This is a genomic window from Chitinophaga sedimenti (assembly GCF_023156195.1).
GTDB classification, from domain to species: Bacteria; Bacteroidota; Bacteroidia; order Chitinophagales; family Chitinophagaceae; genus Chitinophaga; species Chitinophaga sedimenti.
The window spans coordinates 2202804-2227964 of sequence record NZ_JAKUKA010000001.1 but is presented as its reverse complement, the minus strand read 5'-3'; the positions used below and the strand labels follow the sequence as shown (position 1 = coordinate 2227964).

Sequence of the window (25161 nt, the reverse complement as noted above, 5' to 3'; positions counted from 1 at the left end):
AACGATAATTTTTAACTTTGCAAAATGGACCAATTTATTAAATACCTCTTACAGTTTGGCAATTTAAACGAACCTCAAATTGCGCTCATCAGCAGCAAGGGCGAAGAACTGGAACTTTGCAAAGATGACTTTTACTGGGAAGCGGGAAAGCCGGTGAAGCAGATCGGTTTTCTTATAGCGGGCGTGATTCGTGTGTTTTACCACAACAACAAAGGTGAAGAAATTACAAGGTATTTCATCGACGAAAATCACCTGGTTTTATCGGGAAGTACAGTTGATGAAGCGTATACGCCTTCCGAATATTTGTGTGCAGTAACGGATTGTAAATTGGTGACTTTTACGAAACAGGATTGGAAAGAAATTTCGGACACCATTACTGGATGGGATCATCTCGTTCAAAAGGTGGTGGCTACACACCACAGTGAAAAAGTTTCGAGGAGAAGCGAATTAGTTTCGCAAGACGGCACCGAACGTTACCTCGATTTTATCCGGAAATTTCCCACTTTGGTCAACCGTGTTCCCCTGTCATATATCGCTTCCTACCTGGGAATTACCCAATCTTCATTAAGCAGGATCAGGAAAAATATACGCTAACATAGCTTTTTTGCCATTTGGCAAATGATTTCATTTTTTATTGGGCCAACTTTGTTCCAATAAGATTTAAAATCAATAAAAATGAATAAACGAAAATTAGGGAATAGTGGCCTGGAGGTTTCTGCATTGGGCTTCGGGGCAATGGGACTGAGTTTTCCCAATGCACCAACAAAAGAGGAAAGTATACAATTGATCCGTTCGGCAGTTGCATATGGTATTACCTTTTTGATACTGCACAAGGTTACGGCGAAAATGAATTATTGGTGGGTGAAGCGTTGGAACCCTTTCGTAAAAATGTTGTAGTGGCCACAAAGTTCGGGTTAAAAAACGGGGATATAAGACAGGGGTTAGACAGCCGTCCGGAGAATATCAAAGCCGTAGCGGAAGCATCTCTAAAAAGGCTGAGAACCGATGTGATCGATTTGTTTTACCAGCACAGGCCCGACCCCAACGTTCCTATTGAAGATGTTGCCGGCGCCGTAAAAGATTTGGTCCGGGAGGGGAAAGTCCGGTACTTTGGGCTGTCGGAAGCCAATGCCGACACCATTAAAAAGCGCATGCGGTTTTACCGGTTGCTGCTTTGCAAAGCGAATACTCCATGTTCTATCGTGAACCTGAACGGGACATTATTCCTACATTGGAAGCGCTGGGCATCGGTTTAGTTCCCTTTAGTCCGCTGGGAAAGGGGTTTTTGACAGGCACCATCAATGCGGATGTCGAATTAGACAAAGCCGATACCAGGAATATGTTGCCGCGTTTCAGCAAAGAAAACAGGGAAGCGAATCAGGCACTGGTCGATTTGGTGGTATCCATCGCCAAAGAGAAAAATGCAACACCGGCACAGGTGGCTTTGGCCTGGTTACTGGCGCAGCAGCCATTCATCGTACCTATACCCGGTACATCAAAACTGCACCGTTTGCAGGAAAACATCGGCGCAGTAAATATTGTCCTGTCCAAAGATGATTTAACTGAGATCCATGCCGCCTTGGCAACGATTAAAATATCGGGCGAACGTTACCCGGCGCAGCTGCGGGATGCGGCGGAAAGGAAGTAGGATATAGAACGGCAACTGCTACCGCTCATCCATTGTAAAGTTTGTTCGTGGCCGCATTATCCCTTATTTTTACCGGATGGGCGATTTTAACAAAATCAGGAAACGCCGGGCTTTTTACAAATTCAGCCGTGCTTTCCGCGATTTCAGTTTCAGAAAGGTGCGGAGTTATGAACTGGTGATCCACTGGTTACACAGTAAATTAACCCGTACCCAGTTCTTGATGCTGTCCGGTATCCTGGTCGGCTGTGGCGCCGGCCTGGCTGGCGTGTTGCTCAAAATGCTGGTCCATTATATCCACTTTTTTATTACGCATAAGGTGCATATCAGCACCCAGCTGATTTTCCTCGCACTGTTCCCGTTCCTGGGCATCGTGCTGACCACTGTCGTGGTGGTCACCTTCTTCCAGGGGCAATCACGCAAAGGCATTCCGGCTATTTTATACGAGATCGCCCAGAACAGCAGCCTGGTGCCCAAGGTGAAAATGTATTCGCAGATCATCCAGAGCGCCATTACGGTGGGGCTTGGTGGTTCTGCCGGGTTGGAGAGCCCCATCGCCGTTACCGGCGCCGCTATCGGCTCTAATTACGCGCAAGTGTATGAGCTGCACTATAAAGAGCGCACATTACTGCTGGCCGCCGGTGCTACCGCGGGCATTGCGTCTGCCTTCAACGCCCCGATCGCGGGTATGATGTTCGCCTTCGAAATACTGCTTACCGGTGTCATTTTCTCCGATTTTCTGCCCCTGATCATCGCGGCGGTGTGCGGGAGTCTTATTTCTAAAATCATCTTACAGGAAGAAGTATTATTTCATTTCCAGTCACAAACGCCATTTAATTACAGGAATGTGCCTTACTACCTGGCGCTGGGTATCCTCAGCGGCCTGTACGCCCGGTACTTCGTGGTAATTTCCGGCCGTATCGAGCATTTCTTTAAAAAGCGAAAATGGTCGCTGTTGCGTAAAGCGATATTGGGCGGCGCCATCGTTTCGGTACTGTGTGTGCTGATGCCACCGTTGTATGGAGAAGGGTATACTAATATTAAACAATTGGCTGAAGGGCATGTGGAGCGTATGATCCAGGGGAGCTTCCTCGCTTACTTCAGGCTGGAGGAGTGGATGGTCATGATCTTTGTCGGTTGCGTGTTGCTGCTTAAAGCGCTGGCGACCTCTATTACCATACAGAGTGGCGGTAACGGCGGTAACTTTGCTCCTTCACTGTTCGCGGGTGCGTTCCTCGGGTATTTTTTCGCGGCCATTTGTAACTTGATAGGTCTGCATGTGCCGGTGACCAACCTGGTAATTGTGGGTATGGCGGGCGTGATGAGCGGTGTAATGTATGCGCCGCTGACCGCTATTTTCCTGATCGCAGAATCCAGCTCCGGGTACGACCTCTTCATCCCGCTGATGATCGTGTCAAGCGCTTCGTTCCTGATGGCCAAGTGGTTTTCGCCGATCTGGCCGGAAATCAAGCACATGGCAGATGAGGGGAAGATCTTTACCCGCGAAACGGATAAGAACATCCTGTCGGCCGTGCAGTTCGAAAAGCTGATAGACCTGGAATTTGCGCATGTTACGCCGGATACGTCGCTGCGCAAGCTGGTACACCTGGTAAGGACAGCGCCGTTCGACCGGTTGGCGGTTATGTCCACCGAAAAGGAATTAAAAGGACTGATTTCGCTCGACGAGCTGCGCCCCGTAATGTTCGATACCGAAATGTATGATACGATCACTGCGCAGCAAATTATGAAAGCGCCCATAGGGGAAATCAATATGAGCGATAGCATCACAGATGTGGTGCGCAAGTTCGATGAAACCCAGTCCTGGCATTTGCCCGTGGTCAAAGAAGGGCGTATGATGGGCTTCCTGTCCAAGTCGGACATCCTGACGGAATACCGTTTGCTGATGCAGGAATATTCGGCGACCGAGTAAATTTGCAATTTTATCCGCATTCTTACTGCATTCTTACACCTTTCTAACCTGAGCGTTACATCTTTGTAACGTGAAAACAGCATTTTTCAGACATAGCATTATTGTTTATTTGTTCAGTATCGCACTGTGCGCGGGCTTCGGCTTAAGGGCAGGGTTATGCGTTGCGGGCAAATGGTGTATGGCGTCCATCGAAATGGAAGATAAGTTTGCTGCTGAAAAGGATAAGAGCGCTAAAGAAGACAAATCCGGAAGACCAGATAAAAAAATGATGTATTACGATGTGCCCGGCGCACATCCATTCTCTCATCTGCGAACGGCCACAGAAGCCCACAACAGGGTGTATCTTTTAGCCATTATTACCGCGCCGCTGATTCCTGTTCCTATAGAACCGCCTGAATTCGCCTGAGCCTTATGCCCGGTAAATTGTCCCGGTGCGCGTTTCGTTTAAAAATTTATTGCAGTATTCATTTAATGTGAAATCATGGGAGTAACACATGGTACGCCGGCATTGCGTCCCTGGCAGCGATTGGTGGGCATTCTTCATTACGAACGGGCCACTATTAATTATATTTTTCTTTACGCTTTTTTGATCGGTTTACTGGGGCTTACACTGCCTTTAGGTACAACGGCCATTTTCAACCTGTTGAGCAATGGTTCCATGTATAGCTCCACTTATATTCTTATTGCCGTAGTGTTGTTCGCTATCGTTATCGGCGGACTCCTGCTCATCGGGCAGTTAACGCTGGTAGAGCTGGTGGAGCAGAAGATCTTCGCCCGTACCTCGCTGGAGTTTGCCTACCGCTTGCCACGTATCAAGAAGTCGGCGCTCACCGGCGAGTATCCGCCGGAACTGGTGAACCGTTTCTTCGATATTCTGACCATCCAGAAAGGACTGACCAAACTGGTGGTGGAAATCGTTTCGGCCGCGGTATTGATCTTTTTCAGTGCGATCTTATTGTCCTTTTACCACCCGGTGTATATCGCTTTCGGGATTTTCATCGTGATCGTACTCACGCTGATCGTAGCGTTGTATTATAAGGAAGGCGTTAAAACGAGCATCGCGGAGTCCGGGCAAAAATACCGTGTGGTAGCGTACCTGGAGAATGTGGCGGCGAACCTGGACGAGTACCGGGGAATAAAGAGAAAATGGCGGAAGCCATGAGCATGACCGACGAAATTGCCGCTAAATACGTACAGGCAAGAACAAATCACTTCCGCGTGCTGAGAAAACTTTTCGCCAGCGCCATCGTGATCCGCGCCATCCTGATGGGGGCACTGCTGGTAATGGGCGCTTTCTTCGTAATCGATCGCCAGATGACCTTCGGTCAGTTCGTGGCGGCGGAAGTAATCGTGGTGCAGATCAGCTACGCGGTGGAGAAACTGATGACGGGTATGGGTACCATTTTCGATATGGTGACCAGTGCCGAAAAGCTGGCGGTAGTAACCGATATGGATTTACAGGAAGAAGAGGAGGTACACCATGGCTAATCATCATGAGATCAATCACCAGGCAAACTGGGAGCATCTTGGCGAAAAACCAGCACCTCCCTGTTGCGGGTGCGGAAAGTGTTGCTGTTCGAACGCATCATGCTAATGGTGTTCGTGTTTTCGCTCGGCGTGCTGTTTATGCCCTGGCGGCAAACCATTCCCGGCAGAGGTACGGTAACGGCGCTTCGTCCGCAAGACCGCCCGCAAACGGTGCAGAACCAGATCGGCGGGCGCATAGAGCGCTGGTATGTGAGCGAGGGACAGGAAGTGAAAAAGGGGGATACCATCCTTGTCATTTCTGAAATCAGCCAGTCGTATTTTGATCCGGAACTGCCGATGCGTTTGCAGGAGCAGTTATCGGCCAAACAGGGGAGTGAAGCGGCCGCCCGCCAGAAGATGCGCGCTACCCAGGCCCAGATCGAAGCGATGAACCGCGGACTGAACTTCCAGCTGATCGCAGCAGAGAATAAGGTAAAACAGAGCGTTAACTACGTGCAAAGCGACAGCGCCGACCTGGTGGCGGTGCAACAGTTCTACCGCGTTAGCCAGGCGCGCCTGGAGCGTTACGAGCAGGGTTTCAAAGATGGGCTGTTTTCACTGACAGATATCGAGACCCGCCGCCTGAACGTGCAGAACGATCATGCGAAGCTGATCGCGCAGGAGAATAAACTGAACAACGCAAGACAGGCCTTGCTGAATGCGCAGATCGAGCTGGATAACATCCGCGCCAAATACCGTGAGTCACTGGCGAAAGCACAGTCGGAGATGGGCTCTGCCTTATCGGGACAGGCATCTGCGCAGGGCGATATCGCCAAGCTGCGTAACGAGATCGCGAACATTGATGTGCGCCGTGGATTATATATCGTGCGCGCACCGCAGGACGGGTACGTGGTGAAAACACTGAAAGCCGGTATCGGTGAAAATATTAAAGATGGGGAGTCCGTAGCCACCCTGCAACCGAAAGACCCATTGGTAGCCGCCGAAATTTATGTAGACGCGATGGATGTGCCGCTGATCCTTGACCAGAGCGAGGTGCGCCTGCAGTTCGAGGGCTGGCCATCGGTGCAGTTCTCCGGCTGGCCATCGGTAGCGGTAGGCACCTTTGCCGGTAAAGTGTTTTCGATCGACCGCATGGCGAGCGCCAACGGCACTTACCGCGTACTGGTGAAGCAAATGACGCCAGTGCCCGCCAACGACGAACCATGGCCGATACAGCTCCGGCAGGGGTCGGGTGTACACGGCCGCGTGATCCTGAACTCCGTGCCGGTATGGTACGAAATATGGCGACAATTGAACGGGTTCCCGCCTAGCCTGGAAAGGGAACCTAAAGGGGATGCAGGCAAGGCTAAATAAGGAGGACCATGAAACGACTCATCATCATTAATTATATGTCTCACCGGTTTGCAATATAGCTATGCGCAACCGGGGGAAGATACGGCCGATTACTTTTTCTTACGCGATTTGCAGGAAATCGTTTTCCGCAATCACCCGGTGGTGAAACAGGCTGCCTTACTCAGCGAATCGGCCAGGGCCAACGTGATGCAATCGCTCGGCTATTTTGATCCCTCGCTGAAAGCGGGCTTTGATCAGAAGGTATTCGGCGGTACGGATTACTATAACCGGTGGACCAGCGAACTGAAGGTGCCCATATGGGTGGCCGGCGCCGACCTTAAAGTAACGCACGACCGGGGCGCGGGGGATTACCTCAACCCGGAAAAATATACACCAAGTGTAGGCGTATCTGGTATCGGCATCAGCATTCCGCTCGGGCAGGGCTTCTTCATCGATTCGCGCCGTAATACATTAATGCAGGCGAAAGTAATGGTGAACTATGCCGAAGCGGAACGGGTGAAGGAAATCAACGCCATCTGGTATGGTATTGCAAAAGATTACTGGAACTGGTATTTCGCGTACCACCAGTTTCAGCTGATCAGCGAAGGGGTGGAGCTGGCGCAAACCCGCTTCAAGGCCATCAGCCGGCAAACCCTCCTGGGCGATAAGGCTACGATCGATTCGGTAGAAGCGGCCATCACGGTGCAGGACAGGTTGATCCAGTACGATAAAATGAAAATGGATTTGCAGAATGCGCGGTTAACCTTATCCAACCATTTGTGGAACGATAAGCAGCAACCGCTGGAACTGCCGGAAACGGCGCGTCCGCAGCCCACCGCACAGTTGCAGGAAAAGCCTTCGCAGCAGGTGCTGGACACACTGCTGATTTTCGCGAACGAGCATCATCCGGAAATCCTGAAGCTGCGTACGAAAGGGGAGCAGCTGGCGATAGAGCGTGCTTACCGGGCGGAGATGCTGAAGCCCAAGTTAAACGTAGGTGGATCCTTACTCACGACCCGCCGCGATTTCAGCGGCTACGTACCGCCCTACTACGATTTAGGGATGGATAATTATAAAGTGGGGATTGAATTCGCCCTCCCGATTTTCCTGCGGGCAGAACGGGGGAAATTAAAAGAAGTAAAGATCAAACAGCTGGAACAACAATACGATCTGCAGCAATCGAACCGGGAGATCAGAACGGCCGTAATGGCGAGTTACAACCACCGGATGCTTATGCCCGGCAGCTGTCGGTGCAGGTGAAAAGTATCGCTAACCAGGAGTTGTTGTTAAACGGTGAAGCCGCAAAATTCGACCTGGGAGAGAGTACGTTGTTTCTCATCAACACCCGCGAATCGAAGTTGATCGATATGAAGATTAAACGGGAAGAGATGATTTCGGGATATCAAAAAGCGTTAGCTGAGCTCTATTATAAGGCAGGAACAAGAATGTAAGACGAATGGGAGGCCGGATCACGATCCGGCCTTTCTTGCTTAATTAAGAAAAATCGTTTGTTTCCTGTCCGGCCCTACCGACAAGTACTTCACCGGTACGCCCAAGGCGGCTTCTATGAAGCGGACATATGCCCACAGGTTTTCTTCCTGCTCATCCTGCCATCCCTCAAACTCTTTATACACCGGTGTGCCGGTGTGATCGTAGGGCAGGTAATCTCCTTCTTCATAATGGGTGCAGACCAGTAACTTATCGATCCCGGCCAGCACGTCCGCCTTGGTGATGACCAGTTGCGTAACGCCGTTCAGCATCATCGCATATTTTAAGGCGGGTAAATCCAGCCAGCCGGTACGTCGCGGCCGGCCGCTTACCGCGCCAAATTCTTGTCCTTTCCGGCGCAGCAATTCGCCCATCTCGTTCTCCTGTTCCGTCGGGAAAGGGCCACCGCCCACGCGGGTGCAATAGGCCTTCATGATGCCAATTACCTCGCCGATCTGTTGCGGGGCGATGCCTAAGCCGCTACAGGCGCCTGCGGAAGTCGTATTGGACGATGTTACAAAAGGATAGGAGCCGAAATCAACGTCGAGCAGTGAGCCCTGGGCGCCTTCTGCCAATACCTTTTTACCTTTTTGCAGGTAGTCGTTCACTACAAGTTCCGCATCTACCAAAGGGAATTGATGCAGGAAGGCAATGGCTTCGAAAAAGCATCATCATCCGGCGTTGCTGTGATGCCGTATTGCTTTTGCAACTGGTCGATGTGTTCATCTGTCAGCTTGCGGTATTTGTCGGACAGGTCTTTGTCGCCCATCCGCAGCCCTTTTCTGCCTACCTTATCGGTATAAGCCGGGCCAATGCCCTTACCGGTGGTGCCTATCTTATCGTCGCCCATAGCGTTTTCCATCGCCGCATCCAGCAGTTTATGCGTGGGTAGAATAAGGTGTGCGCGTTTCGCGATCAGCAGGTTACCTTTTGCCAACAGGTCGTAACCGGCATCGCGCAGCCGGATAATTTCTCCCTTTAGCGCGATAGGATCAATCACTACGCCGTTGCCGATAAGGTTCATCACCCCCTCTAAAAAAATACCCGATGGTAAGGTATTGAGTACGAATTTTTGTCCTTCGAACACGAGTGTGTGCCCGGCGTTAGGGCCGCCCTGGAAACGCGCAATGAGGTCGTAGTTGGCGCTGAGTACATCTACTATTTTTCCTTTTCCTTCGTCGCCCCACTGGAGGCCCAATAAAATATCTGCAGCCATGTTTGTTTTTGTTCTGTACTGCAAATTTCTTCCAGGTGGATGGAATACCAGTTGCCAAATGGCAAGAAACGATTTAACGGATGGATTTGCGGATGCGGCTGAGGGAAGTGGCGGTAATGCCCAGGTAGGAGGCCAGCATGGTTTGCGGAATGCGGTTCGCCAGGCCGGGGTAATGCTCGAGGAAATGCAGGTAACGGCTTTGCGCATCCTGTACCAGCATATTTCCGGCGGCTTTCATTTTGTTTTCGAGTACGGAGGAAGTGATTTTAGCGAAGATGTCTGTCCACTCGGGAATGTCGTTGGCCAGTGCCGTAAAGTCTTCCCGGGAAAATTCCAGCACGGTGGCGTCTGTTACGGCTTCTATGTACTCCGCAGAGGGCAGCTCGTCCATAAAGCTGCTCATATCGGCGACGAAGCGGTGTTCGTAAATAAAGTAGCGGGTGAAGTCGGCGCCGTGCCGGTCATAATAACAGACCCTGAATACCCCGTCCGTTACGAACCCGATACGGCGGGATACCCTGCCGGCTTCGGAGAAGTAGGCGCCTTTCTTTACATTGGCGGGTTGGGCCTTTGCAATGATCAAGCCGCATTGTTCCTGCGTGAGGCGACCGTACTGCCGGAGGTATTGGATCAGGTCATTCATGGGGCGAAGGTAGGGAGATCTGGCGGAAGTGGGCTTGTCATTTGGCAAGAAGAACGGCCCCGTATTCCTCCTCACTCACCTGTTCCAGCCAGTCTACCACTTTGCCGTTGAGGTTTTCCTGTGTGGCAATATGCGTCATGCCGTTCGTGGGCGTGGCGCCGTGCCAGTGTTTTTCATTGGCCTCGAACCAGACGATATCGCCGGGATACACCTTTTCTACCGGGCCGCCTTCGCGTTGTACCAATCCACAACCCGCGGTGATGATGATCGTTTGTCCGAGCGGATGCGTATGCCAGGCGGTGCGTGCTCCCGGTTCAAACGTGACGCTGGCGGCCGCGGCACGTCGGGTGCCATTGGGATCGAATAAAGTGTCGATGCGTACGTTGCCGGTGAACCAGTCGGCTGGTCCTTTTACGGAGGGTTTGGTGCCTGTTCTTGTAATTTCCATATGTGATGATTTAAGCCCGCAGCGATTTGGGATTGGTACCCGTTATCTTTTGAAGAAGTTGTTGAAATAGGTCGGATACTCATAACCGAGCGCATAGGCTATGTCCGCAATGTTCCATTCCGTATGGTGCAGCAATGCTTTAGCCTCCGCAATGATGCGCTCCGAAATGTGTGCGGTGGTGGATTTGCCGGTGGTATCCTTTACCGCGCGGTTTAAGTAGTTTACGTGTACGGACAACTCCCGCGCATAGTCCTGTGCACTTCTCAGCGTCAGCGGATGATCTGCCGTTTCGATGGGGAACTGGCGTTCCAGCAATTCCAGGAATACGGCGGTGATGCGCGACGATGCGTTGGTGTGTTTGTCGTAGTGCTCGGAGGGCTGCAGTTTCAGCGATTCGTGAATGATCAGGTTAATATAGTTGTGGATCAATTCGTCCTTATACGTATAATCTGTTTGCTGTTCCTCTATCATTTTAATGAACAACGAGTTGAGGAATGCCCGTTGTGTTTCATCGATATGCAGAATAGGTGTGCCGCCGATCTTGAAGAACGGCGATTGCTGCAGGCTTTCTGACCGCTCCGACTGTTTAAAAAATTCCTCCGAAAACAGGCAGGTGTACCCTACATAACTGGAAGATATCGTTTCCCAGGAGTAGGGAATATGCGGGTTGCCGAAGAACAGGATGGTGCCGTCCATTTCATAACTCCGGTCGGCATAATGGATCCTGCTTTTCCCGGTTGTGAGGCAGATCTTATAAAAATCTTTCCGGCTATATATCCTCGTCGCCTGGCCGTCGCCCTCGATCTGAAAGGCGTTGAAACCCTTTAGCTTAAGGTTGTTGTTGTATTCGGAAACTGACCGGGAGGTGTTGTTGCGGTTCATATACTAAAGTTAAGGAAATCAATGCGGAGGATGCGCCTCTTTTTTATAAATTCTTCCTGAAGAACGCTTCCAGCTTATCGAAAGCAATGATGTTCATCCTGTCGTATAAATCCACGTGATTCGCGTTTGGAATGATCATGAGCTCCTTTGGTTCGGCCGCTGCTTTATAGATGTCTTCGCTGAAGTAGCGGGAGTGCGCGTCTTCCCCGGCAATCAGCAATATTGGCCTCGGGGCAATCTCCTTAATGTAGCTCAGCAAGGGCATGTTCATAAAAGACAAGGGCATGGTGGCTGTCCAGAACCGGTTGAATTAGGTGAGTTTTTATGAAAGCCACGCGGCGTACGGTAATAGTCGAAAAACTCCGCTGTAACTGGGTTGGTATTGCCCTCGAGCGTTTGGGGCAGAATGCGGGGGCCGGGAGCCGCGGCATCTTTCCAACGCTGCTCGCTCATCTGTTGCAGTGCTGCCTGCCGTTGTTCCGGCGTTTGGCTGTCGTTCAGTCCTTTCGCCATTACGCGGGACATATCGTACATGCTGGTTGTGGCCACGGCTTTCACGCGTTTGTCTACGGCTGCGGCGTTTAAGCCCATGCCGCCGTAACCGCAGATGCCGATAATGCCGATGTGGTTTCTGTCTACCGCTGCCTGTAAGCCCGTGAAGTCAACCGCCGCACTGAAATCTTCCGTGTTGATATCGGGGAGGCTACATTACGGGGCGTTCCACCACTTTCGCCGGTGAAGGAGGGGTCGAAGGCGAGGGTGGCAAAGCCGCGTTCCGCCATTTGCTGTGCGTACAGGCCGGAGGATTGCTCTTTTACGGCGCCGAATGGGCCGCTGATCGCCGTGGCTTCTAGGAGTTGTGTGCCTTTGTTTTTGGGGAGGTACAGGTCGCCGGATAGCGTAATGCCGTAACGGTTGGTGAAGGTTACTTTCTGGCGGGTGACTTTATCGCTTAGCTGGAAGGTGTAATATTCCATATCTGTTGGTTTTTGTGCATTGGCGTGTCCGAGGAGTAGCAGGGACGCGGCGATGTAAGTGATTAGTCTTTTCATGACTGAAGTATTGTTTTTTGGCTGGTACAAAGGTCGGGTGGGGGAGGAGGGGGGTGTTAACGATAATCAAACGGATGGTTAAGGTTTTCAAACCTGGATGATCTGAAAAAAATAAGAGAAGGGACTTTTCGCGAACCGCCATTTGCATTTTTCTTATTGCGGTAGCGGCGAAAATTCAGGTTCAGGTTATTGATTGCCACAGGGAAATGTATAAGTTACAATGGCGTTAGCTATAATATAAAACGCTGACTAATAGTTGCATTTGTATTTGTTTACTTTATATGGTTGTTGTTTATCAATTGCTTTCATCGAAAAACGCAATCAAAAACTATTTATAGCGTAAATGAGCAAAAATGATGGCGCTGGCGGAAAAGCGGCTGGAATGCAAATTCTGTAATGAAATGTCGATAAAAAATCTTATTTTGCTTAATTACGTTTGTTCGATTAAGCTGCCTAATGTTAGAATGGCGTCTCTCCAATTAGTTTTAACCATCTTAAGTAAACCACTATCCCTATAGTTATTTGGATCAGGTCTGCCTGCCATCGAAGTAACTTTAATGACAACTATTGTTAATAAACCTTTTGTTAAACACGTAATGGAAATTTCAATTCTGCACCTCAGCGACATACACCTCAAAGTCGCAAAAATGTAATTTCAAGTAGGATTCCCAAACTTTTTGAAGCTGTAAAAAATGAGTTGATAGGGAAGGAGGCGATTTTCATACTGGTCAGCGGCGATATCGCCTTTTCAGGAAAAGTTGAGGAGTACAGTGTAGCTAAGAAAATTTTTAACGAATTGTACAAGCTAATCGAGGATTACTGCAAACAGCAACCCTTTTTGTGTTCGTTCCTGGAAATCATGACTGCTATTTCGATCAGTCGAAGGAGAAAATAAGGTCTGTTCTTCTTCGTAACTTCTCCCAGAACGGGTTCGGTGATTTAGATGAAAATTCAATCGAAATATGTTGTGAACCCCTGACGAACTTTTTGATTTTATCAAGCCTAAGAAAAATCGTAGCGATATTGTTTTTGACAATAAACTACTCAAGATTGAAACGTTCAAGGTTGGTGAAAAAGTCATAAAATTTAATTGTTTCAATTCCGCATGGCATTCAGCGCTTCACGAAAACATAGGTACTATGGGTTTTCCTATTGATTACCTTGAGGACTCAGTGCCAAATGTTGATAATGTTTTGAGTTTTTCGATCGTACATCACCCTTTTAATTGGCAAACCCCGAAAACTCTAAAGTCTTCCGGGAAGCGCTTACCAAGATGTCCGATGTCGTAATAACGGGCCATGAACACCAAGAGCGAGTTTCTGTATTCTCCGATCTTGGAAAGGATTATGAAACTGTTCATATTGAAGCCGGAGTACTGCAAGATTCAAATTTGATGCATGCCAGCAACTTTAATGTCATAAATGTTAATCTCAATTCTTTAGAGTTGTCGATTCAAAATTATGGCTACAATCATGATGGTGTTTACGTCAGGAAATCCCAAATGGATAAATTAATCGAAAAGAATAAGAAGTTGAAAACAAAGCTTTTTCAGGTTAAAAGAGACTTTTGGAATGACTTGGAGAATCCTGGAGCAACTTTCATACACAGTAGTATCGATGAAATTCTTCTTTCCGACATATATATACCGCCTACATTAAACGACATTACGATACGTAACGAAAAAAAAAGCAAAAATTTCACAAGTATGTAAACTCGGCTGAAGTGCTGCATATAGATGATGGAGTCCAATCATTAAAAAAGGTTATTTATGGAGCAGATAGTTCAGGCAAAACAGCCCTTATAAAATCAGCCTATAAGAAGTTCTATAATAATGGATATTTTCCTGTATATATATCAGGGGCGCAAATATCAGACGTTACTTTGGAAAAACTGAAGCATCTTATAATAAAGCAATTCTCAGCTCAATATGACGAGCTTGACGGTCGCTTTGATCAAATCGATTTCACTAAGATTGTTCTTTTGGTTGACGACTTACATAAGTTTAAATACACCACTGGAAAGCCAGCATTAATCCATAATCTCGCGAAGTTGTTTGAATATATTATCATATGTGGCGATGAGCTTATGCAGTTTGATTCTTTTACGGACTCGCATAATCGGATAGTGGATCCATTTGAATTGTTTGATAGATATTTGCTAACTGAATTTGGCCCGAAGCTTCGTAATGATATGATTATAAAATGGTACCGGTTGGGCAAAGAGTATTTAGATAATGGGGAGAAGAATGAGTTCTTGCGTGCAGTTGATATCGCTTCTGAAAACATATCTTCTATTATTGGAAAGAACTTGATTCCTGCCTATCCGATTTATATTCTTTCGATACTGCAGGCTATGGAAACAGGACAGCAGGAATCGACGCAAAATAATCTGCACGCGTATTATTACGAAATGCTGATAAAGAGCTATCTGAAAAAGTCCTTATCTGATCCGGAGGATTTGGGATTCTATTTGGGCTTGTGTAAGGAATATTGCTATTTTCTGTTCTCGGAAAAGATAAGATTTCAACCAGTCGAATTTGAAGGGTTTAAGAAATTTCTTGCTCACCACGAAGAAAAATATTCACTTGGTAAATTAAATCCTGTTACAGTTTTTGATGTACTTGTGAAGGGGCGTATCTTCAAGCCATCAAAGGAGCGGAGCATATCGGTAACGTATAAGTACATTTACTATTTTTTTGTAGCGAAGTATTTTTCAGATAATATTGACGATGCACACGTTAAAGAGTTGATAGATCGAATGGCTGAGCGAATGTATAGAGATGAATATTCAAACATAATCCTTTTTTTAACACACCAGTCAAAGAATCCTTACATAATTGAGAAGCTACTTGAGAAAGCTAAGTTGATTTTTTCCGAGGATGATATGGCACTACTGGAAGATGATGTAAACTTTATAAATGATTTACAATCGACCCTGCCGGAATTGGTTTATCAGAACATTGATGTTGATGAAGCACGTGATGAGGATCTCCTGGAACAGGAGGCATTGGATAAAATTGAGCGTGAGTTTGAGACAAATCGTAAAGAAGATGTGGATTATGATTTAAATGAGGATGTTAACTCAATAAATACTCTTGCTTTGCTAACCAAAGCGATGAGGACGATATCTATAATCGGTCTGATAACCAAGAAAAATTGGGGAGAAATCGTCGGGAAGGATAAATTACGCCTTGCTGAAGAAACCTTTGGTCTCGGCTTAAGAACCTTGGGCCATCATTTCAAAATGGTGAAGAACAGTGAACTGGATATTGTTGATCATGTTAAGTCACTCATTCATAAACGTTTCATACGCGAGAAACTGAATAAATTAGATATACAAAACATTACTAAAAATTTTATTTTCACGCTTTGCGCTACATCAACTTTCGGAGTTTTAAAGAATATAATTAATTCAATTGGCAGTGAGAAGTTGTCTAAAACTTTCCAAGAATTGATAGAACGATATCCAAATAATTCTTATAAGTTGGCTAAGTTAGGGATTGAATTGGCTCATTTTGACGGCTTTCCATATCAACAGCTAGAACAGTTAAAGATTCAAAACGAGAAAAATCCTCTAGCTTTTGCAACAATACAAAATCTCGTGGTTGATTATCTACATATGTACGATGTCGCGATCGAGAGGAAGCAACAAATTTGCGCGCTTCTCAATATAAAAATCCAAGAGCAAAGAGCTATCGGTTCCACCTCTCTGGTAAAGAAGACGAGCTAGCACAGAGGCAGTATTGATTAAATGTTGAGTGGTTCTAACACCATAAGTATATACTAGGGATGATGAGATTTCGGCGTGAGGATTAAAATCTTGCTACTGTGATCTTGCACGATCTGCTGCCTAGCAAATAGTCAGTTTCGATATTACCAAAGGCCATTCGGATCTTGCCGATCTGAATGGCCTTAATTATTTACATCGGATCCTTGCATAAAAGTATGGATACAAAAATTAGTTTGTACTATTTATACGGATGGTTATTAATAAGGTCACCTACTTCTAGCTTCCAACTACTGTTTGCATCCCCATCGACAGGAACATATGTCTCCCCATCCATATAATAAAATCCCCCAAACCTACTAACTTCCACCAGCTTAGAACTCCCGTCGCTATAAAAGAACTCGGCAATCAAATACCCTTTCCAAATCACCATTTCCTTCGCCGCCTCCGCGTTACCCACTACGTTAAGTATAGCTGTATCAGTTATCTCCTTTTTCGGATATACCGCTAATTCACTTTTTTAACGTCTCTGGCATGCTTGTTTAACGGGGTAGTATTGTACAGCATTATAGACTTCAGCTTTTTAGCTGGCTGAGCGCAGGAAATAAATGTAAATATTACAATAGCGGCTGCGCTCATTGAAAATAGAAGATTTCTCATAACAGTTATTTATTCAATTTAAGGAATTTATCAATGTCGTGCTAGTTTTGATTTGGCGGTGCCGTTCCGCCAGAAAGGTTTCTGGTTTGGCTGGGGCCTAATATCATTCCCCTTATATCTTCTCCCAGGTCACCAGGATTCATGCCAGCGCCGAACGGCCATTCACCTTCGGTCTCCGGAATGTTAAGCCCCACCGAGTTCAGCGCCTCCACGCATTTCGAGACACAGTTTTTAGTATTAAGATTATACTTCTCTGTAGCATGCGATTTCAGATAGTTGATGACGGCGAAGAAATTGCTTTCGCTGAGTGTTGTAGTTAAACTCACGTCAAAATACTGCTGCTCGTCATTATAGAATACCCCGTCACCTTGCGGCTTTTTGGGAAAAACAATGGCGTCGGGGTAAAAACCTAAAGATCGCTTTACAATTGTCCCGTTAGGCTTGGTTTGTTCTATCGTAAGAAATGCATGCCCTATATCTACTCTTGAATTTGAGCTTCTTTCTCTAGGTACAAGAGGGTTTGTTTCAATGGTGTACACCGTCCTGCTGCCCGGTGTGGGCTGATCCACGGCTAAGGTGATTTTGTAAGTACTGCCGGCGGTATGGTCGAAGTTTTGCAGGTAGTTATTGAGGTTGATAGATGTTCGGCCGTCCTCTGGTGGGGCAACCCAAACATCATAGGCCTCATATGACGGGTCGTCGCCAATCCACCAGGTTCCGCCGAACCTCCTGTTACATTCGCACTCCCAATCATACCAATATTCGTAAGGATCATTGCCGCCAGTTCCACCACCGCCGCCACCGCCAGTCTGGTAGCAGTGAACCCTGATGTCAACGGCCATATACCAAAATTCTTCATTTCCACTGCAGTCACACGGATCTTCATCGCCGTCCGGATCGTTCCAGACCTCGTATTCTTCGTAAATTTCAACGCATTCTATGCTCGCATTTATAATTGGCGGTTTTTTATACTGTAAGTATAACTTGCCATTTGTCTTCGCGTTAGGTTGGATCGGGTTGTTGAGCTTTATGTCGTATGCAAATGCCTGCTGTGCAGATATCTTTTTAAAAAGGGCATGGGCTGCTCGAAAACTGCATTATTGAAATGGTTGAATAGTGCGCGGATCATCGCCGGTTCCAATTCCCGCTTCTTCGGTGAATTAACGTAAGCAGTCATAAGGTCCACACGGTAAATTTCAAAGTGAAAATTTCCGTCCGGTACTTTTACTCCTTTTATAAAACCTGTTATATACCTACTGCCCTTTTTAACGAAAGGAACGAAAAGCATTGCTTTGTCCTTATTCTGAGTTCTTATGGACTGCTCCCATATCGGTACGCCATTTTCCTGAACAAAGTATTCCAGGAATTTAAGTTGACGGTTTTGTTTTAGAATTGCTCGTGCAAATTGCCTTACAGTGCCGTCTGTTATTTGGGTGGTATCAACAAAGGAAAGCGTTCCTGGTAACTCGGCGGGGCTGTCATTAGATTGTTTTTGGCAGGAAGACCAGCACGCCGTCAGGAGTATAAGCATACTAACAAGCAGTTTGACTATCACCCGGTGTTTAGTTGTCTTCATTTCGTTCTTTTTGGTATCAGTTATAGGGTAATTCCCTCTTTTATGGAGCTCTCACCGTTTCGGAAGGGATGTCTTATGAAATTGGGGGAAATGAATTTTATGCTCGTTCTGAATGCAAATCAACTGTTTTTATGAATAGCATTTTTTGACAAAAATCAAGAAATTTTAAAAATGCTTAGTGATATTGTCTAAAACGTGTGGTAGGTACATTTATAGATGTATTTAATACGTTTAGTCGTTTCTTGGGATGAGAGCAAACATTCAAATTTGCAATTTTTACATTCTTTTTTTTGCTTATGAGGAATCAGTTTGCCTTTGTCATTACTGTTTTTTCTTTTATCTCTGCATGTAGAAATTGAACCGTTTGCCTTATCTACAGGAAGGATGGTAGTGGCAGCTTCTATTCTTGAATGTCCAGGCCAACGGAGCTAATGTGGTTTATTGCGCCGGTCTATGTCGGCACAATAAAGGACGAGGCCGCAGTGGTATACTGCGGCCTTTATAGTAATGCTTGTCCTCTAACGTCTATAAATTAACACTCGTCTCATAGTGCGCAAATTTGTTAACTGATTGTGAATGACGTTATTCGCCCTCACCTCAAATGTTTTCTGTCTTTATATTGCGGCCTTTAATTTTTGCACAGTCTCTAGTATAGGCTTGCAGCAATTCCACGAAACCATACGCTATGTACCTACCCGACGCAGTAGAAAGGCTGAAGATATATTGTCCGTTTATGTGTGGCGAGCCGAGTTCTTTTCAATAGCCCTCTGAGTCAGTTAACACATGTCCAATTTTAAATCATTTAAAAGTCCCAATCAATTAAACCCCTTATTATGTGCGACCGACTATTCAGTATGTTGAACAGTATTCACCCAATGTCCCCTGAGCTCGAGGAACACCTGCGATCAATACTTGTTACTAAACAGCTTCCAAAAAGATCCGTGTTGCTGCAACGCGGTCGGGTATGCAGGTATGTTTATTTCATAGAAAAGGGCCTGCTTCATTGCTATTATGAAAAAAACGAACGCAGTGTAACTTCCTGGTTTATGAAGGAGGATGATGTGATAATTTCAGCGGAAAGCTTTTATCTACAGGTGCCTAGCCAGGATACTATCGTGGCGCTGGAAGACACCATTGTTCATGGGATCAGCTATGACGAACTTCAGTTTATCTACCGTAACTTCATGGAATTCAATATAATCGGGCGTGTCCTGACCACTAAGTATTACATACTAAGCGAAGAACGGCTTTTTAACCTCCGAAAAGAAAAGGCGCGCGACAGGTATTTGTTCTTGTTAAATAGCCAGCCCGAAATCATTAATAGAGCTGCTGCGAAGCACATTGCCTCGTACCTGGGTATCAGTGAGGAGACGCTGAGCAGAATTCGATCCAATATTTAATACAAATATTTCTGTACTTTTAACCCTCATTGCCGTCCATTAGCCTCATAGACGGCATCGAAGATATTATTGCATTGTTCTATGAAAAAAGCATATCTGCTCGTTGATCACCATCCCACATGTCCGCATGTTGACTACCCATTGCTGCGATCAGCAGTTCCCAAAGTTTATGCTTGGCATGTTGTGGAGCAGGATAGCATTCAAAGAAATCTGCAATGTATGCTGCAGTGTTTTTGGAAGCAGTTTTCGGGTTAACGAAATTGGCCATAGTAGAGCGTTTTGGTCAGAAAAACATTACACTCAAATTTACTGATATTTTCTAAAATAAGGGCTTTAAGCCCTATTTATTTTGTTATAAAATTCGTCTTAAATGGTTGATAAAACGGACATAGAGATCTTAGCGCCATTGGGTGAAAATATTCGAACGCACAGAAAGAAGAGTGGTTTGACACAGGGGCATTTGGCGAGGCTTTCCGGCATTGATCAAAGCGATATCAGTAAAATTGAAAAAGGGCAGATAAATCTGTCTTATACAACGCTAAATAAGTTAGCCTTTGCATTAGGGGTTAAACTGAAGGTACTGGTAGATTATTAAACGAAGTATATAACCGGGCAGGAATACCCGGCTTTTTATCTTTTCTCCAATAACCAATTATTTTTAGTCGGCACTATCGGATGTAAGTGAATGATTAGCCAGGTAAGACTACCCGGCTCTTGAGTATAGATATTTGTCACCTTTTTTATTCGCCCCGGCGTTTCAACCCCCTATACAATATTCGCGGTACTGGCCGCCGGGAAGATAGTTTCAGGTGTACTACGGCCCCGCTCTAACATGCTGTACATCGATACCGATAAGACTTCATTCCGATAGCTTTACGTGCCAGATCAACGCGCAAAGTACGCCTTCACATTCTTTGCCAACGGCCCAACGGCCTTCACGGCCTCTCTCAATTGATCGGGCGTTACACCTAGCTTCTGACACCAGTCTTTCAATTCCCACGACTGGTTTACGTTGATGCGGATATCGTCTTGTTTCCCGGTGTTTTTAAGATCGTCTGCCATAAGATGGATTTTTGGTGTTAGTAATAAACATTGCTTGATCGAAAGGCTAAATTCAGGGCTTGCTTGTAATTCGTTTACTGTCTGCGGTATGTCTTAAGCAATCGGGGATCATATTTTCTGTTTGCAAATCAAAGACTTTTTCAATACAATAACATTGACTTATGTCAATAAATTATGGGCCTGCTATCGGTATCCTACCATCACCGAACCCACGCTGAACCATCACTGAACCATCCAGACCGCAGTTTGCGACAAATTGACTCTTTTTTGCGACAAAATGATATGGCAAAACGCCTATTGCCCCCTCATCTTTGTAAAAAAGCAAATGATCCAGCAGTCGTTCAACGCAATATCCACCGGCGCCCGCGGCAAATTCGGTAAACAGGTAGTGGTGTATTTCCGCTACGGTAAGCAGATTATCGCGAAGGCCCCACGCAAACGCCCTGGCAAGGGCACGGAGGCCCAGGAGCGTACGAAAGCGAACTTCCGGGATGCTGCGCTATGGTCAGCGAAGGTGCGTAAATCGCCTGCTTTGCATGCTATTTATAAGGCGGGGCTGCATGGCTCATTGAACGTACATAACCTCGCGATAGCCGACTACCTGCAGGCGCCCGTGATCCACAATGTGGAAATAGGGGACAGTGGTATCACGGTAACGGCTACGGACAACTTTAAGGTAGCAGGTGTAAAGGTGCAAATCTACAAACGCAATGGTGAGCTGGTGGAAGGCGGACAGGCTACGCAGCAGGATGATTCAACCTGGTCATACGTACCCGGTAAGCAGCAGCTGGATGGCTGCCGGATAGTAGTGTCTGCAAAAGATCAGCCGGGCAATGAAGCGGTAAGAGAAGTGGTGCTGGAAGGTGAAAGTGTATTGTACCCGCCTGCTGTTAGTTTTAATTCGGTTAGCGATATGATCGCTGGCGAAAGTTCTTTCCTCCCCAACGGATAGTTTCTTTTTCCATATCCTAAATTTTCGTTTATGAGAACTGTTGTTACAAGTTTTATTACCAGGAACATTGTTTCCAAAAAGGTACTTTTTAAGAAAGCCGACGGCCAGCTACAAGTATTGGATTTCCGGCCACACGGCGAAGATTTGTTGAAGCGGGAACGCAAACCCCGTCTTCACTTCCGCTACCAGAAGGCATCGTTGTATGCACGCATGGTGCTGCGACCGGATTTCCGCGAACTAAGCCGTTTGTATTTTGCTACGGTCCCCGCAGGAGGTACGCTATATGACCGGATCGTGGCAGACTATAATCAACCCCGAGATTTAATAATATCGTCGCTGATTATAGCGGTCAGATGGAGGAGAAGATTATGATAGACGTAGAGGACGATTTTATTGTAAAGCATGTGTTAGTCCACATCTACAATGGAAGCGGCAGGCTGGTAGAGAAAGGTGAGGCATCAATAATAGGGGACGATTTGTTTTTTACTTATACGACTCAGCGCCGCAATGTAAAGTGGATGGGCGGGCGTATAGAAGTGTATGCCGCAGACATGGCCTGTAACATGGTGGGGGCTGAAATGCATCTTATTGCTGACCCTCAAAAGACTACTGTATGATGTTTTCCGCTCCTGACCCACGACATGAAAGTATTAAAGGTGTAAGTCGTACACCCAATGGTAGACTGGAGGTATGCGAGCTACCGCTGCATGCGGTGTTACCCCTTGTGGATGACCAGCCTCTGCTGATTCGCACTGTCGCGAAAGCAGCTGTCTTCGCTAAGACAATCTTGCAGGATCTTGATATCCGTGCCATCTACCAGCGGCTTTGCAATAATAAGGTGTCTGCGTACAAAAAGGCAGTATCAGATTTCTATCACGCGCCGGTTATTAGGAAAATACAGGGAGGCCCCGCAAGCCTGCATGTGTGGGCAGAAGATGATGTGATGGTAGTAGCCGTGAACGTGCAGGTATATGATAAAGAGGGGCGCTTGTTGGAGGGCGGCCCGGCAGTGATAGCCGATCATCTTCCCTGGTGGCGCTACCGCTTCAGTAATCGCGATACGGGTTTTAAAATGTGTACGGCAGTGGTGACGGCTGCCGACCTGCCGGGTAATGTAACGCGTAAGGTTTTTGTTTCATAACGTTGTTTTGGTATAATAATAACAAGCCGGGACTAGTTTTGGTCCCGGCGATTTTTTTTTCTGTATTCAGCTGGACTAATACCCTTTACGCGAAGGAAAGACCGCCGGACGTTAGATGTTTCCCCCAGGTCCAGATCAACAGCAATTTGCTCCAGCGTGTCATTCGTTTCTATCAACCTTTGGGCTATTTCGTCTGCAATTCTTTCATTTGTGATGGTTCGGATATCCTTTCCATTGCATATCCACCTTATTCCTTCTACAGCCTTGCAATAAGAGAAACCGAATATGCGGGCCACCTTCCTGGCACTGAACTTACGGTATTTGGCAGTGCCCAACACTTCGACCATTGCCCTCAGCCGGGCCATTTCGTCTTCATTGAAAATATAACGGGGGTAGCATCCTGGTTGGTTCGCGACAGGTCGTCGATGTAAAGCGCCAGCAGCATGGCTACGCTTCGGTGCATGAACATCGCGCGTTTTACATGTTCTAGTTTGCTATTCGTGATGTTCTTTAGCAATCTCTTTCCTTCGCCACATGTAGGCATCCGCGGCAGGCGCCAGCCAACGGTAGGTGTATGCTGCGAATGTTTGTGAAATTGAGCCAGGTAAGGATGCTGGTCTTTTAAGGTAGCAAGCATCTTCATATCTATTTCCACCTTCATCGTAACGCAGTCGCTGGTTGTGATTTGAACGGGGTGTTCACCAGCCGGTAAGTAATACAGAAAGTAATAGCCTTCGTCCAGGTGGATAATGCCGAGTTGTTCATGGTAAACGCTGGCCCGCCCTTTAAGCGTGTAAAAAGGTTGATGAGCGGAACATCGCTACGCATACAGAGTTTCGCGTCCTGCTGTATCAGAAAATGATGTTTGGTGATAGTGCTGTAAATGGCGTATTCCTGTTGCTGCAAAAGACGATTGTTCCCTTGCCGGCTTTCATTTACAGGATTGAGATGAATCATCTGGGAAAAGTCATGCCGAGCGGGATAATTAATGGTAACCGTCGGTGTCTCCGGGGACGTGGAAAATTCGAAAATCATGGTGTATTCGTTTCGGGTTAGGAAAAATCCCGAGACGATAAACGGTGTAAGCAAGCAGTCTAAAATTAGATAAGCATATTCACTTCACCAAAAAATTAACAAAAATCGATACGCAGTTTTTGAGTGACGCCAGATGGAAGAAAACTTGATGTTTCTCCCTATTCGTAGTAGAGATTATAAAAAGGTGGTGGAATTCGACTGATTTTTGGTCGTCATTTGGTAAAACGTGATCCGATTTAAAGTGAGTTTGGTTAAGCGACGTGTAATTCCCCGTGTAACTATGGTGGGACTTAATAGCATCTGCCGTAGCTTTCAGTATTGCGGTTGAACTTTTGTTTTGTATGAATGTTATGATAATGCCATAGTTTTGTCTCCATGTCAAATATCTTATAAGTTGATCTATTGTTTCTCCGTATTTCTTTCCGCCACCCCATATTTTACATTCACATACAAGTATATTGCCTTTGTCTATGTTCAAGTAGATGTCAGATTTTCCTTTTTGTATAAATGTCTCGCCCGTAGCCTTTCCCTCAAAAACTGCGTTAAGAGATACTAATAGCACATTTCTTAGATCTTCCTCTCCAAAACTACGATAAGTTTTTGGCGTTTTCTCAAATTGCCGTCCTTGGTTATCCAATAGTTGTATAATATCCAGCACTTTCTTTCTGTCCAGTTGATAGTCCTCCCGAACCGAGGGAGTTGGCTTTATTTTTTTACTAACGGCTTCGTATCTAGTTGAATTCTCTTCGTGGCTTCATCTTCTCGGACTTTTAATGGGATATCTATTTGACGTGCAAGAGATGCGTGTTTCGATTTGTCATTCTGAAGTTTTTGCTGCCGGTGGACAATGAATTCGTGTATTTGTGCAAGTATTCTCTCATTTTCAATCGAGATGCTATTATTTATATTCTCAATCCATAATTTGACTTGGCGAATTTGGAAGTCTATATCGTTTTTAATCTGGTCGTCGCTTTTATGAAGATTATAACCTTTGATATATACTTTAACAGTGATCTTCGTTGGTGTCCAATTGGCTTCACTTGGCGACCAACTCAGGGAAAATGACGAGCCACGGTATTTAATTAGTTGATGTATTTTTTCATAACGCTTAATTGGAATAGTCACTTTGGCAAATTCATATTCATAATTGATATCTCCTTCATTTTGATAGCCCCATTCTCTTTGATCCGCGCGAATTAGTCGTGTCTCCGTGTCAAATTCTATCTCGGGACTTTTAACAGGATCTAGTTCAACAGGTTCAAACGGAATTCGATCTGAATAATACTCTAGTAGTTCAGTCACATTCGATCCCACAATTAATTGGTCTTTGTCCTGTTGGATGATAGTTTTTATTTCTTCGAAACTTTCTGAGTATAACTGAGTTAGGCTGATAACATTCTTATAGTTCATAGACGATGATTTGATTGGCCTAGCCTTTTAAAATTAACGAAGCGGCCGCGTCTAACCAAAAAATTAACAAAATCA

Annotated in this window: 32 protein-coding genes and 1 pseudogene; 18 read left to right on the top strand and 15 right to left on the bottom strand. The window is 46.2% G+C overall.

Features of this window, described 5'->3' with window-relative positions:
* Window positions 1–24: 24 nt before the first annotated feature.
* From MKQ70_RS12675 to MKQ70_RS38350, 10 genes and pseudogenes are all read left to right on the top strand, one after another.
* Window positions 25–594: a Crp/Fnr family transcriptional regulator gene (locus tag MKQ70_RS12675; RefSeq protein WP_248071379.1), complete on the top strand. Its 570-nt coding sequence runs from the start codon at window positions 25–27 to the stop codon at window positions 592–594.
* A gap of 81 nt (window positions 595–675) precedes the next feature.
* Window positions 676–897, top strand: coding sequence for a hypothetical protein (locus MKQ70_RS12670; RefSeq protein WP_248071378.1), 222 nt, complete (start codon window positions 676–678; stop codon window positions 895–897).
* A pseudogene (locus MKQ70_RS42185) lies at window positions 858–1648 on the top strand (aldo/keto reductase). Before MKQ70_RS12670 ends, MKQ70_RS42185 begins: the two are co-directional and overlap by 40 nt.
* A 76-nt stretch (window positions 1649–1724) precedes the next feature.
* Complete coding sequence (locus MKQ70_RS12655; protein WP_248071370.1) at window positions 1725–3575, top strand: chloride channel protein; 1851 nt, start codon at window positions 1725–1727, stop codon at window positions 3573–3575.
* A 70-nt stretch (window positions 3576–3645) separates the two neighbouring features.
* Window positions 3646–3981, top strand: coding sequence for a hypothetical protein (locus tag MKQ70_RS12650; protein ID WP_248071368.1), 336 nt, complete (start codon window positions 3646–3648; stop codon window positions 3979–3981).
* Window positions 3982–4056: 75 nt separating this feature from the next.
* On the top strand, window positions 4057–4737 hold the full coding sequence (locus MKQ70_RS12645) for an ATP-binding cassette domain-containing protein (protein ID WP_248071367.1): 681 nt from the start codon (window positions 4057–4059) through the stop codon (window positions 4735–4737).
* Complete coding sequence (locus MKQ70_RS12640) at window positions 4734–5063, top strand: hypothetical protein (protein ID WP_248071364.1); 330 nt, start codon at window positions 4734–4736, stop codon at window positions 5061–5063. Before MKQ70_RS12645 ends, MKQ70_RS12640 begins: the two co-directional genes overlap by 4 nt.
* A gap of 69 nt (window positions 5064–5132) precedes the next feature.
* A complete protein-coding gene (locus MKQ70_RS12635) occupies window positions 5133–6416 on the top strand; it encodes an HlyD family secretion protein (RefSeq protein WP_248081311.1) in 1284 nt (427 codons plus the stop codon).
* A 48-nt stretch (window positions 6417–6464) separates the two neighbouring features.
* Window positions 6465–7655: a TolC family protein gene (locus MKQ70_RS12630; protein ID WP_282456430.1), complete on the top strand. Its 1191-nt coding sequence runs from the start codon at window positions 6465–6467 to the stop codon at window positions 7653–7655.
* On the top strand, window positions 7646–7846 hold the full coding sequence (locus MKQ70_RS38350) for a TolC family protein (protein WP_308199011.1): 201 nt from the start codon (window positions 7646–7648) through the stop codon (window positions 7844–7846). Before MKQ70_RS12630 ends, MKQ70_RS38350 begins: the two co-directional genes overlap by 10 nt.
* Window positions 7847–7885: 39 nt before the next feature.
* Here MKQ70_RS38350 and MKQ70_RS38345 read toward each other — a convergent pair whose 3' ends face one another.
* The 8 genes from MKQ70_RS38345 to MKQ70_RS12595 all read right to left on the bottom strand — a co-directional run bounded on the left by MKQ70_RS38345 (window position 7886) and on the right by MKQ70_RS12595 (window position 12124).
* A complete protein-coding gene (locus tag MKQ70_RS38345) occupies window positions 7886–8512 on the bottom strand; it encodes an adenylosuccinate synthetase (protein ID WP_282456428.1) in 627 nt (208 codons plus the stop codon).
* Window positions 8506–9099: an adenylosuccinate synthetase gene (locus tag MKQ70_RS38340; protein ID WP_282456426.1), complete on the bottom strand. Its 594-nt coding sequence runs from the start codon at window positions 9097–9099 to the stop codon at window positions 8506–8508. The genes MKQ70_RS38345 and MKQ70_RS38340 overlap by 7 nt, the downstream gene beginning before the upstream one ends.
* Before the next feature lie 73 nt (window positions 9100–9172).
* On the bottom strand, window positions 9173–9742 hold the full coding sequence (locus MKQ70_RS12620; RefSeq protein WP_248071362.1) for a Crp/Fnr family transcriptional regulator: 570 nt from the start codon (window positions 9740–9742) through the stop codon (window positions 9173–9175).
* 37 nt (window positions 9743–9779) lie between these two features.
* The gene (locus tag MKQ70_RS12615) at window positions 9780–10190 is read right to left on the bottom strand and encodes a (R)-mandelonitrile lyase (RefSeq protein ID WP_248071360.1); all 411 of its coding nucleotides are present in this window, start codon (window positions 10188–10190) and stop codon (window positions 9780–9782) included.
* 42 nt (window positions 10191–10232) lie between these two features.
* A complete protein-coding gene (locus MKQ70_RS12610) occupies window positions 10233–11072 on the bottom strand; it encodes a helix-turn-helix domain-containing protein (RefSeq protein ID WP_248071358.1) in 840 nt (279 codons plus the stop codon).
* A 43-nt stretch (window positions 11073–11115) separates the two neighbouring features.
* On the bottom strand, window positions 11116–11343 hold the full coding sequence (locus MKQ70_RS12605; RefSeq protein WP_248071357.1) for an alpha/beta hydrolase: 228 nt from the start codon (window positions 11341–11343) through the stop codon (window positions 11116–11118).
* Window positions 11340–11663: an alpha/beta hydrolase gene (locus MKQ70_RS12600; protein WP_248071354.1), complete on the bottom strand. Its 324-nt coding sequence runs from the start codon at window positions 11661–11663 to the stop codon at window positions 11340–11342. The genes MKQ70_RS12605 and MKQ70_RS12600 overlap by 4 nt, the downstream gene beginning before the upstream one ends.
* 44 nt (window positions 11664–11707) lie before the next feature.
* Window positions 11708–12124 (bottom strand): alpha/beta hydrolase, encoded by a 417-nt coding sequence (locus MKQ70_RS12595; protein ID WP_248071346.1) that lies wholly within the window; start codon window positions 12122–12124, stop codon window positions 11708–11710.
* Between the two features lie 1273 nt (window positions 12125–13397).
* Here MKQ70_RS12595 and MKQ70_RS12590 point away from each other — a divergent pair.
* Both MKQ70_RS12590 and MKQ70_RS12585 read left to right on the top strand, forming a co-directional pair.
* Window positions 13398–13835, top strand: coding sequence for a hypothetical protein (locus MKQ70_RS12590; protein ID WP_248071343.1), 438 nt, complete (start codon window positions 13398–13400; stop codon window positions 13833–13835).
* A gap of 11 nt (window positions 13836–13846) precedes the next feature.
* A complete protein-coding gene (locus MKQ70_RS12585; RefSeq protein ID WP_248071341.1) occupies window positions 13847–15853 on the top strand; it encodes an NACHT domain-containing protein in 2007 nt (668 codons plus the stop codon).
* Window positions 15854–16551: 698 nt separating this feature from the next.
* On the opposite strand, the gene MKQ70_RS12580 is transcribed toward MKQ70_RS12585, so the two are convergent.
* Both MKQ70_RS12580 and MKQ70_RS12575 read right to left on the bottom strand, forming a co-directional pair.
* Entirely contained in the window at window positions 16552–17352 is an 801-nt protein-coding gene (locus MKQ70_RS12580; RefSeq protein ID WP_248071339.1) for a hypothetical protein, read from the bottom strand.
* Window positions 17353–17537: 185 nt separating this feature from the next.
* Window positions 17538–18086 (bottom strand): hypothetical protein, encoded by a 549-nt coding sequence (locus MKQ70_RS12575; RefSeq protein ID WP_248071337.1) that lies wholly within the window; start codon window positions 18084–18086, stop codon window positions 17538–17540.
* A gap of 833 nt (window positions 18087–18919) precedes the next feature.
* Between MKQ70_RS12575 and MKQ70_RS12570 the strand changes: the two genes are divergently transcribed.
* On the top strand, window positions 18920–19486 hold the full coding sequence (locus MKQ70_RS12570) for a Crp/Fnr family transcriptional regulator (protein ID WP_308199010.1): 567 nt from the start codon (window positions 18920–18922) through the stop codon (window positions 19484–19486).
* 79 nt (window positions 19487–19565) lie between these two features.
* Here MKQ70_RS12570 and MKQ70_RS12565 read toward each other — a convergent pair whose 3' ends face one another.
* Window positions 19566–19754: a hypothetical protein gene (locus MKQ70_RS12565; RefSeq protein ID WP_248071336.1), complete on the bottom strand. Its 189-nt coding sequence runs from the start codon at window positions 19752–19754 to the stop codon at window positions 19566–19568.
* A gap of 102 nt (window positions 19755–19856) precedes the next feature.
* On the opposite strand from MKQ70_RS12565, the gene MKQ70_RS12560 reads away from it, so the two are divergent.
* On the top strand, window positions 19857–20081 hold the full coding sequence (locus MKQ70_RS12560; protein ID WP_248071334.1) for a helix-turn-helix domain-containing protein: 225 nt from the start codon (window positions 19857–19859) through the stop codon (window positions 20079–20081).
* Between the two features lie 290 nt (window positions 20082–20371).
* On the opposite strand, the gene MKQ70_RS12555 is transcribed toward MKQ70_RS12560, so the two are convergent.
* Window positions 20372–20548 (bottom strand): DUF3606 domain-containing protein, encoded by a 177-nt coding sequence (locus MKQ70_RS12555; RefSeq protein ID WP_248071332.1) that lies wholly within the window; start codon window positions 20546–20548, stop codon window positions 20372–20374.
* A 325-nt stretch (window positions 20549–20873) separates the two neighbouring features.
* Here MKQ70_RS12555 and MKQ70_RS12550 point away from each other — a divergent pair, with 325 nt between their 5' ends.
* Genes MKQ70_RS12550 through MKQ70_RS12535 form a run of 4 tightly spaced genes read left to right on the top strand, consistent with a single transcriptional unit; the run spans window position 20874 to window position 22641 of the window.
* On the top strand, window positions 20874–21500 hold the full coding sequence (locus MKQ70_RS12550; protein ID WP_248071330.1) for an Ig-like domain-containing protein: 627 nt from the start codon (window positions 20874–20876) through the stop codon (window positions 21498–21500).
* Between the two features lie 30 nt (window positions 21501–21530).
* Window positions 21531–21872: a hypothetical protein gene (locus MKQ70_RS12545; protein WP_248071328.1), complete on the top strand. Its 342-nt coding sequence runs from the start codon at window positions 21531–21533 to the stop codon at window positions 21870–21872.
* On the top strand, window positions 21869–22117 hold the full coding sequence (locus MKQ70_RS12540) for a hypothetical protein (protein WP_248071326.1): 249 nt from the start codon (window positions 21869–21871) through the stop codon (window positions 22115–22117). Before MKQ70_RS12545 ends, MKQ70_RS12540 begins: the two co-directional genes overlap by 4 nt.
* A complete protein-coding gene (locus MKQ70_RS12535) occupies window positions 22114–22641 on the top strand; it encodes a hypothetical protein (RefSeq protein ID WP_248071324.1) in 528 nt (175 codons plus the stop codon). The genes MKQ70_RS12540 and MKQ70_RS12535 overlap by 4 nt, the downstream gene beginning before the upstream one ends.
* Before the next feature lie 352 nt (window positions 22642–22993).
* Here MKQ70_RS12535 and MKQ70_RS12530 read toward each other — a convergent pair whose 3' ends face one another.
* From MKQ70_RS12530 to MKQ70_RS12520, 3 genes are all read right to left on the bottom strand, one after another.
* Window positions 22994–23302, bottom strand: coding sequence for a hypothetical protein (locus MKQ70_RS12530; RefSeq protein ID WP_248071322.1), 309 nt, complete (start codon window positions 23300–23302; stop codon window positions 22994–22996).
* A complete protein-coding gene (locus MKQ70_RS12525; protein WP_248071313.1) occupies window positions 23299–23676 on the bottom strand; it encodes a hypothetical protein in 378 nt (125 codons plus the stop codon). Before MKQ70_RS12525 ends, MKQ70_RS12530 begins: the two co-directional genes overlap by 4 nt.
* Window positions 23677–24381: 705 nt before the next feature.
* Complete coding sequence (locus MKQ70_RS12520; protein ID WP_248071311.1) at window positions 24382–25086, bottom strand: hypothetical protein; 705 nt, start codon at window positions 25084–25086, stop codon at window positions 24382–24384.
* Window positions 25087–25161: the final 75 nt, after the last annotated feature.

Bases quoted from the DNA above. Each gene is read 5' to 3' on its own strand.
- MKQ70_RS12675 (WP_248071379.1), top strand. From the start codon at position 25: ATGGACCAATTTATTAAATACCTCTTACAGTTTGGCAATTTAAACGAA.
- MKQ70_RS12670 (WP_248071378.1), top strand. From the start codon at position 676: ATGAATAAACGAAAATTAGGGAATAGTGGCCTGGAGGTTTCTGCATTG.
- MKQ70_RS12655 (WP_248071370.1), top strand. From the start codon at position 1,725: ATGGGCGATTTTAACAAAATCAGGAAACGCCGGGCTTTTTACAAATTC.
- MKQ70_RS12645 (WP_248071367.1), top strand. From the start codon at position 4,057: ATGGGAGTAACACATGGTACGCCGGCATTGCGTCCCTGGCAGCGATTG.
- MKQ70_RS12640 (WP_248071364.1), top strand. From the start codon at position 4,734: ATGAGCATGACCGACGAAATTGCCGCTAAATACGTACAGGCAAGAACA.
- MKQ70_RS38340 (WP_282456426.1), bottom strand. From the start codon at position 9,099: ATGGCTGCAGATATTTTATTGGGCCTCCAGTGGGGCGACGAAGGAAAA.
- MKQ70_RS12620 (WP_248071362.1), bottom strand. From the start codon at position 9,742: ATGAATGACCTGATCCAATACCTCCGGCAGTACGGTCGCCTCACGCAG.
- MKQ70_RS12615 (WP_248071360.1), bottom strand. From the start codon at position 10,190: ATGGAAATTACAAGAACAGGCACCAAACCCTCCGTAAAAGGACCAGCC.
- MKQ70_RS12610 (WP_248071358.1), bottom strand. From the start codon at position 11,072: ATGAACCGCAACAACACCTCCCGGTCAGTTTCCGAATACAACAACAAC.
- MKQ70_RS12605 (WP_248071357.1), bottom strand. From the start codon at position 11,343: ATGAACATGCCCTTGCTGAGCTACATTAAGGAGATTGCCCCGAGGCCA.
- MKQ70_RS12600 (WP_248071354.1), bottom strand. From the start codon at position 11,663: ATGGGCTTAAACGCCGCAGCCGTAGACAAACGCGTGAAAGCCGTGGCC.
- MKQ70_RS12595 (WP_248071346.1), bottom strand. From the start codon at position 12,124: ATGAAAAGACTAATCACTTACATCGCCGCGTCCCTGCTACTCCTCGGA.
- MKQ70_RS12590 (WP_248071343.1), top strand. From the start codon at position 13,398: ATGTCCGATGTCGTAATAACGGGCCATGAACACCAAGAGCGAGTTTCT.
- MKQ70_RS12580 (WP_248071339.1), bottom strand. From the start codon at position 17,352: ATGGCCGTTGACATCAGGGTTCACTGCTACCAGACTGGCGGTGGCGGC.
- MKQ70_RS12575 (WP_248071337.1), bottom strand. From the start codon at position 18,086: ATGAAGACAACTAAACACCGGGTGATAGTCAAACTGCTTGTTAGTATG.
- MKQ70_RS12570 (WP_308199010.1), top strand. From the start codon at position 18,920: ATGTGCGACCGACTATTCAGTATGTTGAACAGTATTCACCCAATGTCC.
- MKQ70_RS12565 (WP_248071336.1), bottom strand. From the start codon at position 19,754: ATGGCCAATTTCGTTAACCCGAAAACTGCTTCCAAAAACACTGCAGCA.
- MKQ70_RS12560 (WP_248071334.1), top strand. From the start codon at position 19,857: ATGGTTGATAAAACGGACATAGAGATCTTAGCGCCATTGGGTGAAAAT.
- MKQ70_RS12555 (WP_248071332.1), bottom strand. From the start codon at position 20,548: ATGGCAGACGATCTTAAAAACACCGGGAAACAAGACGATATCCGCATC.
- MKQ70_RS12550 (WP_248071330.1), top strand. From the start codon at position 20,874: ATGATCCAGCAGTCGTTCAACGCAATATCCACCGGCGCCCGCGGCAAA.
- MKQ70_RS12545 (WP_248071328.1), top strand. From the start codon at position 21,531: ATGAGAACTGTTGTTACAAGTTTTATTACCAGGAACATTGTTTCCAAA.
- MKQ70_RS12540 (WP_248071326.1), top strand. From the start codon at position 21,869: ATGATAGACGTAGAGGACGATTTTATTGTAAAGCATGTGTTAGTCCAC.
- MKQ70_RS12535 (WP_248071324.1), top strand. From the start codon at position 22,114: ATGATGTTTTCCGCTCCTGACCCACGACATGAAAGTATTAAAGGTGTA.
- MKQ70_RS12530 (WP_248071322.1), bottom strand. From the start codon at position 23,302: ATGAAGGTGGAAATAGATATGAAGATGCTTGCTACCTTAAAAGACCAG.
- MKQ70_RS12525 (WP_248071313.1), bottom strand. From the start codon at position 23,676: ATGATTTTCGAATTTTCCACGTCCCCGGAGACACCGACGGTTACCATT.
- MKQ70_RS12520 (WP_248071311.1), bottom strand. From the start codon at position 25,086: ATGAACTATAAGAATGTTATCAGCCTAACTCAGTTATACTCAGAAAGT.